Genomic DNA, 16,677 nt, shown 5'->3' on the forward strand with positions numbered 1-16,677 from the left:
AAATTTATAGCACAAGTATAGATTATTTAAAAGCCATCTTCTAGCATAAGATGGCTTTTAATTATTAGACTATTAATAAATTATCATTAATACCGCACGGGATTCTTTCACTTTATCGAAAATCTATACTTGGCTATCTGTATTATGCCGACAATTTTTTATGTGTGAAATAAAAGACTACGATTGATCTTTTACACCACAAGTATTTCCTTTCGGATATACTTATACTTATTTGTTAAAAAATAACTACATTCATGATGAATGTAGTAGGGATAAACATATCTTTCGAGTTAATCATGATAAGAAGAGTTGAAGTGTTCAAAGATAATTCCATTTATAGCAGTTTATTAAAAAGAATCTTAGCTCTATGGTGAATCCCTTTAGAACTATGTCTTGCTTTCATTACATCTACACCTTGACTTGAAATACCTTCCAACGATTTGCTTGTCCACACACCACTATCGTTCACAAGATTCACAAATAATCGATCATATATAGATTTCCACCCTTGGATTACAGCTGACGACAAAATCAACATTGATAAAGAACGTTTTTCTCGCTCAACTTCTATAATATTAAACAATTTTCCCTTTACCATTAATACCTCAGCAATTGCATATCTTCTTTTTTTAACGCCGTCGCTAAGCTTTGTAAACTTTCGTTCTCCCAATCCCTCTGGCAGCACATCAGTAAATGCTCGTATTGCTTTTATTTCCGGATATTGCTCCAATACTTTCAGGATATTAATAAAGTCTAGCAACTCTCCTTGAGCCTGTATTTCATGCAGCATTTGATGTTCCAAACCCCTTACCAGTTCTTGCCCACCACTATCTGCTGTAGATCGAATAGAATCATTTTCAACATAGTACTTCTTTGTATTTTCATCTTCATCCAAACGTTGCTTTGTAGAGCCGCGTTTAATCCGTTTCACTTTTGGAAATGAGGTATATTCATGTTTTAACTGATTCATCTGTACAAAATCAAAATCCTCCGTTGATCCATTTACTTGCTCATCTAATGTGAAACCTTCCTCGCCATCCTTTTTATTTAAAGAACGGTATGTATACTTCTTTGCTTCCTCCGACTTCTCTTTATCTTGTATTTCTGGATGTGAAATGGAGATATTTTCATAAGGTATATACTTGTTTTTCACATTAACGATTTGTAATACCGTTAAGGTACCCTTATTTTCTTTTACACGGGCAGTTATAGTGATTGGTTGTGTAAAGGTCCACTTAAATCCCAATGTTTGTTCCTCCAGCCATGTAAAAGCAATATTTTCATAGACTTGTCGTAAATCACGATTCGTTAATAACCACACCAATTGATAAATAAACGCTTTTTGGGTGTATTTCAAATCATATAGCGATGAAAAACTAAGATGAATTTTATTTGATTCGTATGTTTCCGTGAAAAACTGAGGAAATGAATTCGACTCAAACAAGCGATATAAAAGAAAACCATTTGGCGCTAATATACTTCGCAGCACTTCAATGGCTGGCAGAATAACATTCTTGCCGTCAAAGGAGAATGTGAAACTGCGTGATGTTGCAGGATCATCGCTTCCTTGGATTTTCCAAGGTCTCTCGTAATACTTTACTCCATCCGGATAAATTGTAATATCTAACTCCGTTATCCCTAGTGGTGGTTGACTTGAGGTAATTATTCCATCACCATAAGAATGCTGGATTGCCAAACAAGGCAACGTTCCCCAGTCTAATAGTATTTTCTGCGTGACTGCGCTTGAACGAAAGTATGCATAAAGCATTATTTTGTTGTCGTAACGAAAGGGATCGCCAATCCAAATTAGCCTTACATTTTCTTCTTTATTAAATGGCCATTTAATTTTAACCTGTTGTGTGCTCATATTTATCCACTTCCCGTTTCTTATGTATATACCTTTCTAAATCTGGTTTGATTTCATGGAAATGATGTGATTTAACAGCACTCTTGCGTTGCACTTTCCATAACCTTATAGGTTCTTTCTTCTCTAACATTTGATCAATAATTTTACAACAACGTCTGATTTGGAATTGCTTCGTCGTTTCTATGACTTTATTTAGAAACTGTCTAGTTTCTGGTAGCTTATCAAGGTGTTTTTCCAAGTTCGATAATATTCCAAGTCGTGTTCCAACAATCGAAGTGGTGATTCGAACAGGCTTATCCAATATCATAAGTTCTTTGTAAAGCCTTTTGACTTTCAAACAATATTCATGATCACGAGCTTCCCAATCAACAGTTACTTTCGTTTTTTTCTTCGTGTGAGTGATGGGCAAATATTTAAACAACCATTCTTTGTCATGGCGATACAAGAAGGTATATTCTCTTTGAAAACGCTCCCTAATTTGTGTTCTTGAATCATTAGGATATTGCTGTATTCCTTCAAGCAATTGTTGCCTGTACTGCTGTAACATTGGGGAGCTCACTTTACTTTCACTTTTTTCATTTTGCCTATCGATGAACAAATACTTTTTCACTGTCTTAGAATCAACTCCAAGCGTTTGTGCTATCGCTCTTATGCTTAGATTCCCATTGTTTGCTAAAGATTGTAATTTTGTTTCCCACGTGTCGCCAAACGCTTTTACACGACCAATGTGATATTTATCTTCATTGGATTTATCAGGGCCTTTTCTGGCATAAATAAAGCCACAAGAACATTCAAACGTAGCAATCGGGGCAGTTGATTTAAAATCCCTTGTAATCGTTACATGATGAATTAGAAGTTGCCTATAATGATCAGCAGCTTTATTCAAGCATGGCCACGGACCTTTACCAAAGGGACCTACATCCTCTCCAACATGCAAAAGCTCCTCTACATCCTTATCTAAATAGTACAGAAAGAATAGATGGCGCAAAGGATGCACATGACGCTTTTCGTTTCGGGTTAATATCTTTAACCAATTGTATTCATCTTCCTCGATTAACTCCGAATCGTATTTTTCCAAGAACCCTTTTGGAAACTTTGCCTGGAATGTATTAAATAACTCTTTTTGCCTTATTTGATTTGATATAGTGATTAAATTCTTTTCCCTCAATAGCAATCGATACTTTTTAAAGATCTCCTCACGCGAGAATGCTTCTATACCAACATCCAATAGTTGATATGCCATTCTTGCTAGCTTTACTTGAATTTCTAAATAAACAGGGTACTCCATTTTCTGTAACTGAGAAAAATCCATTCTTTTTGCCTCAAAACGAATAAATTCAATTCGACTTTGTGTTTTAAAATCAACTGGATATTTTTTTAATTGCCCCGAATGATGTGCGCACAAATCGATACCTTGCAATTGGTGTTCCCGGTGTATGTATGGTTCACCGTATTTATCAATATCAGTCTGAGCACATTGCGAGCAATAGTATAATCTATCCTTCTTACAAATACCTCCTGCAACCATACCTAACCTTGTATAAAGACCTTTGCCATCACCTTGAACGTCGTTCATGATCTCATGCTGTCGCTGCTTAGAAAGAAAAGGAGCATAGAATGGATAAATGGTATGTTTCGCTAACAGATTCTCTACTGAATAATGATTGCCAATTTGCTTGGCCAAAGCATAAAAATGACTACCAATCTCTACACTCGGTATCACAGAACGGCTTTGAAATACTTCTTCCAATGTATCTTTGTAATCAATATTCCCACTATAAAAGTGATATCTTGCAATCGCAGAATACATGAGTTCGTTTTTATAAGGATCCGTAAAAAACGGCAGCACAGAAATCAGCTCCTAATAAAATTCTTCCATTGGATTTTTTATATATCCATTTTCTTTGAGCAATTCATATGGATGCTGTTTAGCAGCCAATGCTTTTTCTCTCAATAAAAGTAATGGAGTAACTATAGAATTTGAGCTTTTTGATTTTACCTTTTGATCTTTCTTCTTTTCATTCAATTCCATTGCTTTCTTCATTACTTCTACCTTTAGTACATTGTAATCCTCATCAATTACATTTTTCTGAACGATTGCTGTGACAATTTTTTTCAAATCGGACTGTTTAATAGCATCAAAAACCCCAAAAGATGCTACTTCTACCGTTAAACTTTCAATAGTGTCTTCTCTTTTGAATGCTAGTGTTTTCTCCCGTTCTTTAAACATGCTTTGAATGCGTCCATTCAAGTCAAAGTCTCTTTTTTGATTCAGAAGAACATCATCTAAATTAATCATGATATCCTCATACCTCATCATTTCATGAATGTTTTGATTCCTAACTGCTTTTAACATCGGTTGAATCATTTGGAGGTCCTGTTTCGCAGTACGTTTAATTGTGTTTGCTGTTAACTTCTCCTCATCTTCAAATAACGCCCTCTCCTGAGCAAGGATAAATAAATTAACAGCAACCGCCGTAATGCCCTGACATTCTTCATAGAATACATTTTTCATTTCCTCAGTTAAGGTTACTTCATGTTTCAAACATTGAAAGCCCCATAATGTTTCGGCGAAAAAGTCCCATTCTCCACTATCCTTATCCATCCGGTCCCATATGATTGAACCCTCACTGGCAGCCCTTCTGGCCTGTCTAAAGTTTCCACTAAATAACTTTTGTGCTTTCGAAGTACCAATCAAAACGGTTGGAATCCCGACCGTATTAGACAACGTGACAAAAAAGTTTAACATCTCTTCCTGATCATTCTTTGCGTGTAGTAAATGTTGGATTTCATCAATGACCAAAACGCCAATGCCATACATGCTCGCCAGTGAAGTCATATGCAAAAGCATCGTTGATGTTACTCGGTTTAAATAGCCGAACTTCTCCAAATAACGAGTCCCCAATAAATCATCAATAGATTTAAAAAAGCTCTTACATAAAGTTGATAGACTCCCATCATACGGACAGTCAATTTTCAGCCAAACAATCTGGGTTCGGTTAAATGGAGTACCGCCATATTCGTCATGTTTGATAATTTGCGGATACATCAGCAACAACCGTTCGATCGCTGTTGTTTTTCCAATACCTGAGATACCAATGATTGAAAGGCTATCTGCCGTTGAGCGAATATGATTCAACCGATCATCCATTAGTTTGATAGATGGTTCTTCTTCAGAACGAACTTCATTCAATACTCGTAGTCTTTCAAAGTATGATTTACTTAAGGGATTTCGAGCTAAATATCCTCTTCTAATTAATGCAGACAATCTTCTCTCTACTAAAAAATGAACAGGTAAGGGCTGCACAAAATTTTTCACTCTCTTAATTGTGTGATACCGAATGTTTGGAGAAAACTTTCTATCAGCCTTTGTAATTCTTGGTTTCACCATAAATCGATCAATCACAACTTCTTCATTAAAAATGGATGGTAATGCTTCAATAAATGGGTTATTTGCATATTCTTCAAGCTCTTGATCTTTATAGTTTGCCTTTTCTACCTCACCCTTCAAGACGACAATGTTCTCATTCTCTCTCAAAATCTTCATCTCTTTTCTTCCTTAGTTTTTCAAGTATGCGAGATTCATAGGAGTTTGATTGTGCGTTTTTTTCGTGTAAATGTTCATGAACATTAATCACATCAGCAGGCTTTGTATTGTCCTCTTCTGCTAAATCAAATTGTTCTGATTCTCTATTGATTTCCTTTTCAAAGGCCTTATTATTCTGAATACCCTTCAACTTTTGTGCATTACTTTGCCCATTGTACTTCACTTTATCTTTTTCACTTTTTGCCTTTTTAATTACGCTGTTAATCACTTCATCCAAGTTAATAGCAAGTTGACTTTGAGAGTTTTTTTCCATATCTGTTAGTTCTTTAAACAACTGCTGTTGAAAAATGATTTCTTCTAAGAAATCATCTTTATGTTGCTGACTAGGCTCTAATAAAGTACAACTATCAAATCCTTTTCCGTCATCATGTGGAATGTAAATCCTATTCATGTTTCTTGGATCATAGACAATATTAATGCTTTGATTTCTAAGCTTTAAATACCATTGCTCTTCTAATGCCTTTTTTGAACCATAGAGTAGGTTCTTAAATTTAATACCTGCTCTTGAAACCGTCGCTTTCCCTTGCGGTAATACATTCAGACGAAAGACCCCTTTATCGACTGTTCTTAATCTTCCCTTTTTATTAGCTATCCCCCAGTTCCACAAATTAATTGGTGAAGGAGTTAAATTTGCAGCTATCATTTCTTTTTCCATAGGATATTTATCAACTATTTTAAAATTATGATGAAGCACCATCTGAATAAAAATATGGGTGAACTCTTTTAAATTCAATGTGGCATGTAATCGGTAGTCTATATCTCCCCGCTCACGAAATTCCTTTTGGATTGCTCCAGGTGTCTTTTGTTTGATCTTCCCATTTATCGTGCGAAACTTACGCTCAACAATCCCTTTTAAATCGCCGCGATAAGCAGAAGTATTTTCAATTTTGATGTTTATATTATTGATAAGATTCCCAACCGAATAACCTTCAAACTCACCTCTATCGGCAATAATAATTTCTGGCACATGATAAGCAGGCCATTGATTCTCTGTAATGGTAATATCGTATTGTTTACAAAAGTCAACTTTATTACTAACCATGTTATCGAGTGCCATCATGGCTCCTATCCATGATGGACCTTCCAAACCAACATACACCCCTGTGATTAACCGGGAATACACATCAATAACGGCATATATGACTGGTCTTCCTATTACACGGTTACGATCAAAAGAGCTAACTACATAAACATCTGCAATTGTTGCATCAACTTGAAATCTTGTTCCTGGTCCATTGGTCTCTTGTTTGGAATTACTTAAAATCGGGCGATTTTTAAGTTCAAATTCTTTTGTTCCTTTTCTAAACTGAATATCTTTCTTTGGATCTTCAACCTTTTTAAACCAATAATAAAATTGGTGATACGTAGGAACCCTAGTTTGGTCCCATAATTTATATTTAAGAACCCCATCTTCTTTGTATTTATCGGAATAAAACTTTTTCAAAAGAGCATTATAGACTTCTCTAAGAGAATACTGTTTCGAAGTTCTATAGTATTTATTGATGACAAATTCAAATTGACTCCTAATGTCCTTCGTTATATTAACCCCTACTTGGGAGTCCCCTTGAAAAGTAACATTTCTTGGTCTACCTACTTTTGCATCAGTTAGTCTTTTTTCTTTTCCTTTTCCTCCCGACTTATCATAGTCCGGAATCAAGGCATTCTTATGCATTCCCCGTTGCCAAAAACGGCTCAATACTTGTTTGACCTTGTATTGACTTATTCCACATTCAGATGCAATTTTTTTAATAATTCTTTCGCGACCTTGTTTTTTTAGTAGCCCTTCTTTATTGGGGAAGAAATGTGATTCGATTATTTCCCAATCTTTATTTCTTTTTTTTATTTGTATATCTGTTAAATCCTCCTCCATAACACCCCTTGCATATGGATCGCTAATTAAGAGCATTCTATGCTGTTCTTTTTCCGTTTCAATATTTTTCAATAACTCTTTTTTAGGCATGGAGGAGATAGCATCAATATCGACCCAATAAAGATGGTCCTCTTCTAGCTCGATAATTCTAATGCGCCTGTTTTCATCATCAACATTTTGATATACCTGATTGATCATGATCATATCATTCTCACCTTCTCGATCACGTCATTTGGAATATTTGAAATCCCTATAATTTCGTCTGCGTTCAATTCGTTGTGTAAATCTATAGCAATAATTTTATTCGCAATTAAATAATAAAAAAGACTCAGACCACTTCCACTCGGCAATCTCATATCACTTTCAAACTCGTTCGCTATGGTACGCAACGTCCTGGTTTGACTGATTAAACGATTGGCAAACTCAAGTATTAAATCTTCGAGGACATTTCCCGGTATCTGTTGAAATGCATCAATTTGCGTGATGTCCTTGTATGTATGAACATAACTAATGTTCCTAGCAAAAATCTTATCTATTTCCTTTTCCGATACCATACCCCAATCTATTTCAGATCGTCTCCAGTACTCATGTTCAATTTCTAACCTCTGAACAATACGTTCATCAAATAAATCATCCTTGCTTTTTATTGTTCTTGCGACATCATAAACTTTATTATTTTTCCTAACCGTTACAAGAAACTTCGTAGTCATAACAATGTATTCTCCTGTGCTAGGATCTTTAGGATGATTAATTCCTAGCTCATTCGCAATTAAAATTGTGTCCTCTATAGGCAATAAAGGAAAGTGCTCCCTTATATCAATAACTAAATCAGAATATTCCAACATATAAAAGTAATTTCGTTCCATATCAGATAAAAATTCATGTTGTCTATTCGTTTTTATGCCTTTTAATCTAGTCGAGCGTCCTTTAGAAGAGACATTTTGAATGGTTAACCAAGGTATATATTCTGAACCTCTCCCACTTCCCCGTCCTTCTTGAATCCATTTTTCTATTTTAGATGTTCGTTTTCTTTTGGCCATTAAAAACACCCCTTAAGATAAGAATATCTTAAGGGGTGTTACGGTGCAACTTTTTTATAAACAGTGCAACTTTGTTTTAAACGGTGGATCTTTTTTATAAACAGTGCAACTTTGTTTTAAACCTACACATCACTTCAAATCCCAACTTCGCCCTACTCCACAGTCACACTTTTTGCCAAGTTACGAGGTTTATCAACATCGCAATCACGATGTAATGCAGCGTAGTAAGACAATAGTTGTAATGGCACAACACTAGCAAGTGGTGTGAGCAATTCATGAACATGCGGGATGACAAATGCATCCGTATCTCGCTCTAGCCCCTTCATACTAATAACCATATCATTCGCTCCACGTGCTACTACTTCCTGCACATTGCCACGAATGGAGTAATTCACATTTTCCTGAGTGGCCAATGCAATAACTGGAGTTCCTTCTTCAATTAAAGCAATCGTTCCATGCTTTAATTCTCCACCAGCAAAGCCTTCAGCCTGGATATAGGAGATTTCTTTTAGCTTAAGAGCTGCTTCTAAGCACACGTGGTAATCTACGCTTCGACCGATAAAAAATGCGTTGCGAGCTGTATGCAAATACTTCCGTGCCAAATCTTCTATCGCTTCTTTTTGATCGGTTAGCACTTCCATTGCATTAGCAACGATCGCTAGCTCCTGCATTGGATCAAAATCCAACGGTAATCCCTTTGTTTTTGCAGTGTCGACTGCTAATATAGCCAATACGGCAATTTGCGCTGTATAAGCTTTGGTAGAAGCTACCGCAATTTCTGGACCTGCATATAAGTTTAACGTATAATCTGCTTCACGAGAAAGGGTGGATCCAGGCACATTCGTAATCGTTAATGCTGGATGTCCCATTTCTTTAATTTTTACTAATACAGCACGACTGTCTGCTGTTTCTCCACTTTGGGAGATAAAAATAAACAACGGTTTTTCTGACAATAATGGCATGTTATATGAAAATTCACTGGCAATATGAACTTCGACTGGAACGTTGGCAAGTTTTTCGATAAATTCCTTTCCAACTAACCCAGCATGATAACTTGTTCCTGCTGCAATAATATAAATACGATCACAGCTGTTCATAGCCTGACGAATGTTCTGATCTAGTTTAAGTTCATTATTTTCTGTTTGATATTCGCGAATAATTTTACGCATAACAAACGGCTGCTCATCGATTTCCTTTAACATGAAGTGAGGGTACGTCCCTTTTTCAATATCATTGGCATCGATTTGAGCTGTATATGGTTCACGCATAATGGAATTTCCATCAAGATCATGAATTTCAATATATTCACGATGAACGAGCACTACTTCCTGATCATGAATTTCGACATACTGATCCGTTGCTTTTAATGTTGCCATGGCGTCACTTGCAACAACATTAAATCCGTTACCTAATCCAACTAACAAAGGACTCTTATTTTTAGCAACATACAGCGTATCTTTGTTCTCATGATCAATCATACCGATCGCATAGGACCCCTTTAATAGACGCATTGCTTTACGAAAAGCTGCTGCTGTATTGTTTGTTTCTGCGAACAGCTTTTCAATCAGTTGCACAATGACTTCTGTATCTGTTTCACTAACAAAACGCACGTTCCCAAGATAGTTCTCTTTTAATTCTTGGTAATTTTCGATAACGCCATTATGAACAAGGGTAAATCTGCCAGACACGCTTTGATGCGGATGTGCATTCTCTTCGCTTGGCACACCATGAGTCGCCCAGCGCGTATGACCGATTCCCATCGTTGCACGTAATGAGCTATCTATGCTTTCTCTTAATTTTGCAATTCGACCTTTTACTTTCACAACTTGAACACCTGTGTCATTTAAAGTTGCAATACCTGCTGAATCATAACCTCTGTATTCAAGCTTTTCAAGACCATTTAGTAAAACTTCTTTCGTATCATCCTGGCCGATATATCCTACAATTCCACACATCGTTGTAGTCCTCCTTGTAAAAAAGGGGCAGGACAAACGATCCAAATAAAATATACTTTATAGGGGCGTTGTACTGCCCCTTTCTCGTGATTGTTTTTGTAACATCTTGCCGTTTCCCTTTGGCCAACAAGTTGCCTCGTTGTTTTAAGGAAGAGCGTGACAATTGAGATGTACAATCGGGAGGCACCCGCCGAACATTCGATAACCTCCAACCTCGTCAACTATGCTTTCTCCCGTTCGATTGCATAGTCCTGGCGCTTTAGAAAAACGGTTTTACTTTAATGCTCCTTTCTATATTTGAATCAATTTAAAACTAAATCTTTAAGCGAAAGCTCCCATTGTTATACTACAAGCTACTTTCCTTATACTATAAACCTTTAAACTTTTATACTTTTATAGTACAAAAAAGGGTTCACCACATTTTAACCTTGATTTGTATTTTTAGTCAATCATTTTTTTATTAAAGCTGTATAGAGGAGCCTGATCCCTGACAATAGATAAAACAATGATTTGATTATAAATATATTATGAAAAAAATATTCAAACGTGAAAAACCAGCAGTGGATTGAAAAAACGAGACAAACATTATTTTGTCATCGTTATCAGTATTGCATCCATCATAATGTGCAATATAATGTTGGCTTACCAAAAATGTTTATTGGATTGGTAGAGGCGTATAGTGGAAAATATGCCAATAATAGTTAAACCAATACTAATTACAAGGAGTGTGTGCCATACAAAAACAGGGGAAAAAGTAAGGGTGTTCCCATGATAAAATACAATAATTCCACTCATAATAACAAACAGTAGCAAGGTAAGAAGCACGTACATGGTTAATGCAGCAAAAAAATAGAATAAATTGCGATTGCGCTTAATAATTTCTCGACGGACAGGATAATTATGGATGTCTTTTGTTTTCTGTTGATTAGTAAAAATATACCAACGTCCTCGTTGACAACATTCTCCCCATCCACTTTGCTGTAATAATAGAGGCAGCTTATGGTTTTGCTGTTTATGATAAGCAATATGATAGTGAATCGCCTGAGGTTGGTTGCCTGCTTCGAAGATAAACAAACGGTAAAGAGGCTTTATGTCCACCAATTGCTCTCCTTGCAAAGCTTTTGCCTGAAGCCATTTTTCTGTCTTTTTTACATTATAACTCCAAAATGGCTTCCACACTGTTTTCACTCTCCATGACCTCCTTGCATATTGTACGGCAATTAACTACCTTCGTTTAATCATATGTTTTCATCTTAGAAATATGATGTTACTTTCACTTCACAAACACGGTTTTCATTGTAAAAACAGAAGGAAAAATAGTGCTAAACCCTTATGCTAGATCTACCATTTTCTTATCCTTTAAAGTGAATCTTAAATCAGTTAAATTTAAGTGGCGATTTAAGTACTGTTATCTCCTCTTAAACTTGCCAGCTTGTATCTTCCAACAACTTATTTACGTGATACACGTTTTGTGTCAAAAATTACCCTTGTAGATAAGATGCATTTCCCCAATTAACCGCGGCTAGTAAAATACCATCCATACTGCTTTTAAAATGCAAAAAATATCAGCCAATTTCCTGACTGATATTTCACCATCTAAAGGAACACATCTTTGTTTCTATCTAAACTTTTAATATCTTTCCACTTTTTTCTTCATTCGTTTGTAATACAAGCTAGACTGTATAAAAAAAGCAGTAAACTGAATAATGATAATTCCAAAAACTAGTAATTTAAATGTATCCCCATTATATAAAGCGAAATCCCTAAATATATAGACATATACTAAAATAGCGGGTATTAAAAATGCTAAATGTGTCATTGTAACTCTTCTTGCGTGTTTTAATTTATGACCTTCATCGTAATACAGTTGCAAATAAAAATAAGGAGATAATTAAGAGCCTAACTCCATAATTATCTCCTACATATTCATGCATGACACTAACAAGCATTTCTTTGGTGTTTTAACAACACATATTGAATAAGCTTATTAAGTTTACAGTGTAAAAAATTTGACAACTCTCTCTTCCTTGTTTAGAATAACTTATCTAACTTAATAGTTAGCACCTATACACAGCCTTTTAAAAGTCGAATCCTTTTTATTATAAGACTATTATTAGGCTGCTTTTTTTTCATCTTTATATTCTTTATTACGTTTCTTCATCTGTTTTACATACCAAACAAATAAGCTCAAATATGCTGCAATTGTTCCCAACGCTGTTAACACTGGTATTAATTCGAAACCATTAGCAGCTTTCCCTATTAATATAGCAATAAATTTTTCAACTGGCCCCTCCAGTGTAGAATGTGTAATGAGTGCTCCACTTTCAATTCCAGAAGGCATGGCTCCAACAGATGTTGCAACGTCTGTTACAAATGGCGCTATTACTGTCCCTGACCAAAGAAAGACGGGAATCATAATGGTACCTATTAAAATCATTCGGATAATTTTCCCTCGACAAACAACTAACAAAGCCGGAGTTAAACCAATTGCAATAATACCTCCTAAAGGAAGAATACCATTACCAGGTAAAATGAGAGCAATAAATAGCATAATTGGAGCTAAGACATTAGCTGCTGCCCACATTTCAGGACGAGCTGCTAGGAACGGCCAATCAATACCAATATTAAAAGTCCGACCTTGTAAACGCTTACTCATAAAGGTTGTAATTCCTTGAGAAATTGGCTCCATCGCAGCTATAAACCATGTGCCGACTATAGAAAATAATTCAAGAGCTGTACCACCAATAAAAGCTAATGCGAAGATAGTTGTGACGGATTGTTGCCCTAACAAACCAACAAAAGCCCCTAAGTAAATACCAATAGCAAATTTACTTCCCCAGAAACCTATCTTTTCATTCAACCACGCTGCGTCAAAATCGTATTTATCAAGAAATGGCATTACCTTTTCAAAGAATTTATCAAATAGCATAATTAAAGGGTTTAGCAAAAAGTTTAAATGTGTCGTTGTCGTTGGATTCGATTCAGGCATGTCCAGTAAATCATTAAATGTTGGCTTCATTAAATCAGCGTTGATAAATTTCATAACTCCTAACATGATAACTAATAGAGTAGCAATAAAAAGATTATTAGAATAAAACATAACTAGCAGACCCGTTATCGATAAATGCCAAAAGTTAAAAATATCTACATCAAGTGTGTCCGTTTTATTCAAAACTAATAATACAAGATTGACAATAACTAAAATCATTAAGAAAAATAACGTATATGCCGATCCCCAAGTAATGGTAGCAAGCGGAGCCCAGCCTACATCAGTGATAGTTAATTCGATGCCGGTAGACTTTACAAAATCCTGCAAGGCAGGTGCAAAATTACTAGTCAATAAATCAATAACTGCCCCAATACCCGTTAATGCGATTGCTAATTTAAGACCGCCTTCAAGCGCTTTACTCACTTTAACTCTCATTAATACCGCAAGCAAAGTAAGTAATATAAACATCATTGGTGCTGCACCTAAATCAATAATAGGCTGAAATATTGAGTTTGCAAATTTAATAATTGCTTCCATTCTTCACACACCTTTCAAGAAATAAGTTTATTTCTTTATTTTTTTGATAGCGCTTACTAATTCTTCGAAAACTGGTTCCGCCATAGCAGGTATGCGGTAGAGAATAGGCCCGGCCTCTATTGTAGGAATATTTATATCAAAGCTAAATTTAATCTTAGAAATTGGAGTGAAAATATCATACTGATCCATCATCTCCTTGTTAATATCCTTTACTACTACAGCATCTACCTTGACATCATAACCTCTTTTTTTCATTTCTTCCTCAATTGCTGTTTTAATCTGATGACTTGAGTTAATACCCGCTCCACACGCCGCTAAAATTTTAATCATTTTACACCTCTCCTTTTAAAATTTATTGGTTAAAAAGTTATAAATGGGTTCGGCTGAATTTAATGTATCTAGATTCTTAACATTCTCTTTATTTGTCAAAAAAGCCATTAAATTAGATAATACATTGGTTTGATTTTGTTTTTTATTATTAATAATAAAAAACAAATAAGTAACACTTACATCTACTTCTGGACTAATCATATTTTTAAAGGTTACTTCATTATTTAATTTCACAAAAACAATGGATTGCGATCTACAATATTCTGGTTCTGTATGGGGGATAGCAACATTTGACAATCCTTTTTCAACAGGAGAAAGGTCTAGTCCTGTTGGATATTCCTTTTCTCTACTTTTAATAGCCTCTATAAAGCTTTCTTTAACAAGTCCTTTTTCCATTAAAATATTCCCTATTTCATCAAAAACTTCATCTTGTGTTTGTGCGTCACTAAATAAAATGAGATCCTTTTCGAAAAGAGAACAACATACACTCATTTTTCTCACCACCATCTATAAACAAGATTGTTTTCTGTTTAATCTTGATACGCTCCCTGCTCCCATTTGTCAATAAATTCATCAAAGTAATGGTCATTATTCAATTGTTCCTCATTACCTACAAGGCGATCTATTTTTTTTATCACTTCCTCTTCTTCAGGTGTTGCTTTGTATTTAGTTTTAATAAATGCATCTACTATATCTTCCATTAACCCTATACCTGTAATTCTCCCTCCCATCGCAATAATATTTGCATGTAAGTTTTCTTTGGCATATCGGGCAGCCTCTACATCTCTAACCAAAGCAGCACGAGCACCCTGTACTTTATTGGCACTGACTGAAATCCCTACGCCAGTCCCACAAATAACAATTCCTAAATCAGCTGCGCCAAGAACAACTTTTTCAGCTGTCTTTTTACCATAGATCGGATAATGTGTACGTTCTTTGTCATGGGTTCCATTATCAATAACTTCGTGACCACTTTCCGCTAAATACTTCACAAAATGATCTTTTACTTCTGTAACAATATGGTCGCATCCTATAGAAATTCTCATTATTCCACCCCTAACACATTTTATTTAGCATATCCACTCGAATTTGATGCCTTCCACCTTCATAATCTGAAGCTAAAAATGTTTCAACTATTCTTTCGGCCAACCTATTTCCCACAATGCCCGCTCCAATTGTAATCATATTTGTATTATTATGAGCTCTTGTCATTTTTGCAGAGTGTTCGTCAAATACATTTGCACATATAATACCTTTACATTTATTTGCAATCATAAATGGACCAACTCCATATTCATCAAACATCACTCCTTGGCTACCATCATGTTTTTGAATAAACTCAGTCAAATCAATAGTTACATCATAAAAATCGTTCATTTTTTTGGGAGTTATATCCTCAACGTCGTACCCTAAATACACAAGGCGCTGCTTAATAAATTCTTTAAGCTCAAATCCTTTAACATCACTACCCATTACTACTTTCATTTTTAAAACCTCCCATTTTATCGTTTTTACATAATCATGTTGCACTTATTTTGATAATAATTTTTAAACTGGGGAGACAATTTACGATCAGTAACAATCCCGTCTATCGCATCAATGTGGCACAATACCTGAAAAGCTTCTACACCAAATTTAGAGCTGTCTGCCAAAATATAATTCTCATCAGAATTTTTCAATATTATTTGTTGGACAACACCTTCCTCCTCTTCTGCAGTAGTTATATGGTCATTTTTTATCCCATTTGTACCGATAAAGACTTTTTGGACTTTTATATCTTGTATCCACTTTCGTGTGAAATATCCAATAAAAGTTCCCGTACGTTCACGTAATCTACCACCTATTAAAATAAGGTCATACCTTGCATCGTCCTTAAACCGATTAAACACCGAGATAGAATTGGTAATTATTTTTGCTGCATTAACGTTTATATAATCATAAATGTATTCCGTTGTGGTTCCTGCACCAATGAACAAAACATCGTTTTCTTCAATTAATTCTGCTGCTTTTTTCGCTATATGCTTTTTCTCATCTATATGAAGCGCTTGTTTTTGCAAATGGGATAATTCAGTATAATGCGTCTTTTTCTGGACCCTTCTTTTTGCTCCCCCATGCACTCTTTCTATTAAACCCATTTCCTCCAGCTCCATTAAATCACGTCGAATGGTCATTTCAGCTACACTTAATAAATTGGAGGCTTCAGCTACCTTCAGAAATCCTTTCTCATCTATTAAATTCAATATTTGCTTTTGTCGATTTTCTTTCAACATATCCAGCCTCCTGTTCTTTTATGTTTGAATTGTTCTATAATGTTAGTATAGTATATGAAAGCGTTTCATTCAATCTTATTCCTAGTTTGTTCAAACATAATTCATAATTGAATTCACAGCCATTATAATGTAAATCAAGAAATAAATTGCCTTTAATACTTAGTTACAACCTTAGAAGGATTGCAGATTTTTATATGTTCGTTAAAGAATGG

General features: G+C 35.2%; 14 protein-coding genes. All 14 read right to left on the bottom strand.

The features are described from left to right. Positions 1-334: 334 nt before the first annotated feature. The 14 genes from B2C77_RS19470 to B2C77_RS19540 all read right to left on the bottom strand — a co-directional run bounded on the left by B2C77_RS19470 (position 335) and on the right by B2C77_RS19540 (position 16,465). Positions 335-1,867 (bottom strand): Tn7-like element transposition protein TnsE, encoded by a 1,533-nt coding sequence (locus B2C77_RS19470; protein ID WP_077706553.1) that lies wholly within the window; start codon positions 1,865-1,867, stop codon positions 335-337. Further along, positions 1,848-3,716, bottom strand: a complete 1,869-nt coding sequence (locus B2C77_RS19475; protein ID WP_077706554.1) for a TnsD family Tn7-like transposition protein — start codon at positions 3,714-3,716, stop codon at positions 1,848-1,850. The genes B2C77_RS19470 and B2C77_RS19475 overlap by 20 nt, the downstream gene beginning before the upstream one ends. A gap of 12 nt (positions 3,717-3,728) precedes the next feature. After that, positions 3,729-5,414, bottom strand: coding sequence for an ATP-binding protein (locus B2C77_RS19480; protein ID WP_077706555.1), 1,686 nt, complete (start codon positions 5,412-5,414; stop codon positions 3,729-3,731). Continuing rightward, positions 5,392-7,548, bottom strand: coding sequence for a TnsB C-terminal domain-containing protein (locus tag B2C77_RS19485; RefSeq protein WP_077706556.1), 2,157 nt, complete (start codon positions 7,546-7,548; stop codon positions 5,392-5,394). The genes B2C77_RS19480 and B2C77_RS19485 overlap by 23 nt, the downstream gene beginning before the upstream one ends. Then, positions 7,545-8,384, bottom strand: a complete 840-nt coding sequence (locus B2C77_RS19490; protein WP_077706557.1) for a TnsA endonuclease C-terminal domain-containing protein — start codon at positions 8,382-8,384, stop codon at positions 7,545-7,547. The genes B2C77_RS19485 and B2C77_RS19490 overlap by 4 nt, the downstream gene beginning before the upstream one ends. A gap of 152 nt (positions 8,385-8,536) precedes the next feature. Then, positions 8,537-10,339 carry a glutamine--fructose-6-phosphate transaminase (isomerizing) gene (gene glmS, locus B2C77_RS19495; protein ID WP_077706558.1) on the bottom strand — a complete coding sequence of 601 codons (1,803 nt, stop codon included), beginning with the start codon at positions 10,337-10,339 and terminating at the stop codon, positions 8,537-8,539. 642 nt (positions 10,340-10,981) lie between these two features. Beyond that, positions 10,982-11,527, bottom strand: a complete 546-nt coding sequence (locus tag B2C77_RS19505; protein ID WP_176087374.1) for a DUF2812 domain-containing protein — start codon at positions 11,525-11,527, stop codon at positions 10,982-10,984. A gap of 442 nt (positions 11,528-11,969) precedes the next feature. Beyond that, positions 11,970-12,158: a hypothetical protein gene (locus tag B2C77_RS19510; protein WP_077706561.1), complete on the bottom strand. Its 189-nt coding sequence runs from the start codon at positions 12,156-12,158 to the stop codon at positions 11,970-11,972. A gap of 294 nt (positions 12,159-12,452) precedes the next feature. Beyond that, the gene (locus B2C77_RS19515) at positions 12,453-13,865 is read right to left on the bottom strand and encodes a PTS galactitol transporter subunit IIC (RefSeq protein ID WP_077706562.1); all 1,413 of its coding nucleotides are present in this window, start codon (positions 13,863-13,865) and stop codon (positions 12,453-12,455) included. A gap of 27 nt (positions 13,866-13,892) precedes the next feature. Beyond that, entirely contained in the window at positions 13,893-14,195 is a 303-nt protein-coding gene (locus tag B2C77_RS19520; RefSeq protein WP_077706563.1) for a PTS fructose transporter subunit IIB, read from the bottom strand. Between the two features lie 15 nt (positions 14,196-14,210). Continuing rightward, a complete protein-coding gene (locus B2C77_RS19525; RefSeq protein ID WP_176087375.1) occupies positions 14,211-14,687 on the bottom strand; it encodes a PTS sugar transporter subunit IIA in 477 nt (158 codons plus the stop codon). Between the two features lie 38 nt (positions 14,688-14,725). After that, on the bottom strand, positions 14,726-15,241 hold the full coding sequence (gene lacB / locus B2C77_RS19530; RefSeq protein ID WP_077706564.1) for a galactose-6-phosphate isomerase subunit LacB: 516 nt from the start codon (positions 15,239-15,241) through the stop codon (positions 14,726-14,728). A gap of 10 nt (positions 15,242-15,251) precedes the next feature. After that, complete coding sequence (gene lacA / locus B2C77_RS19535) at positions 15,252-15,680, bottom strand: galactose-6-phosphate isomerase subunit LacA (RefSeq protein ID WP_077706565.1); 429 nt, start codon at positions 15,678-15,680, stop codon at positions 15,252-15,254. A 26-nt stretch (positions 15,681-15,706) separates the two neighbouring features. Further along, entirely contained in the window at positions 15,707-16,465 is a 759-nt protein-coding gene (locus B2C77_RS19540) for a DeoR/GlpR family DNA-binding transcription regulator (protein ID WP_077706566.1), read from the bottom strand. Positions 16,466-16,677: the final 212 nt, after the last annotated feature.

Source organism: Virgibacillus dokdonensis (assembly GCF_900166595.1).
Classification (GTDB): domain Bacteria; phylum Bacillota; class Bacilli; order Bacillales; family Amphibacillaceae; genus Virgibacillus; species Virgibacillus dokdonensis.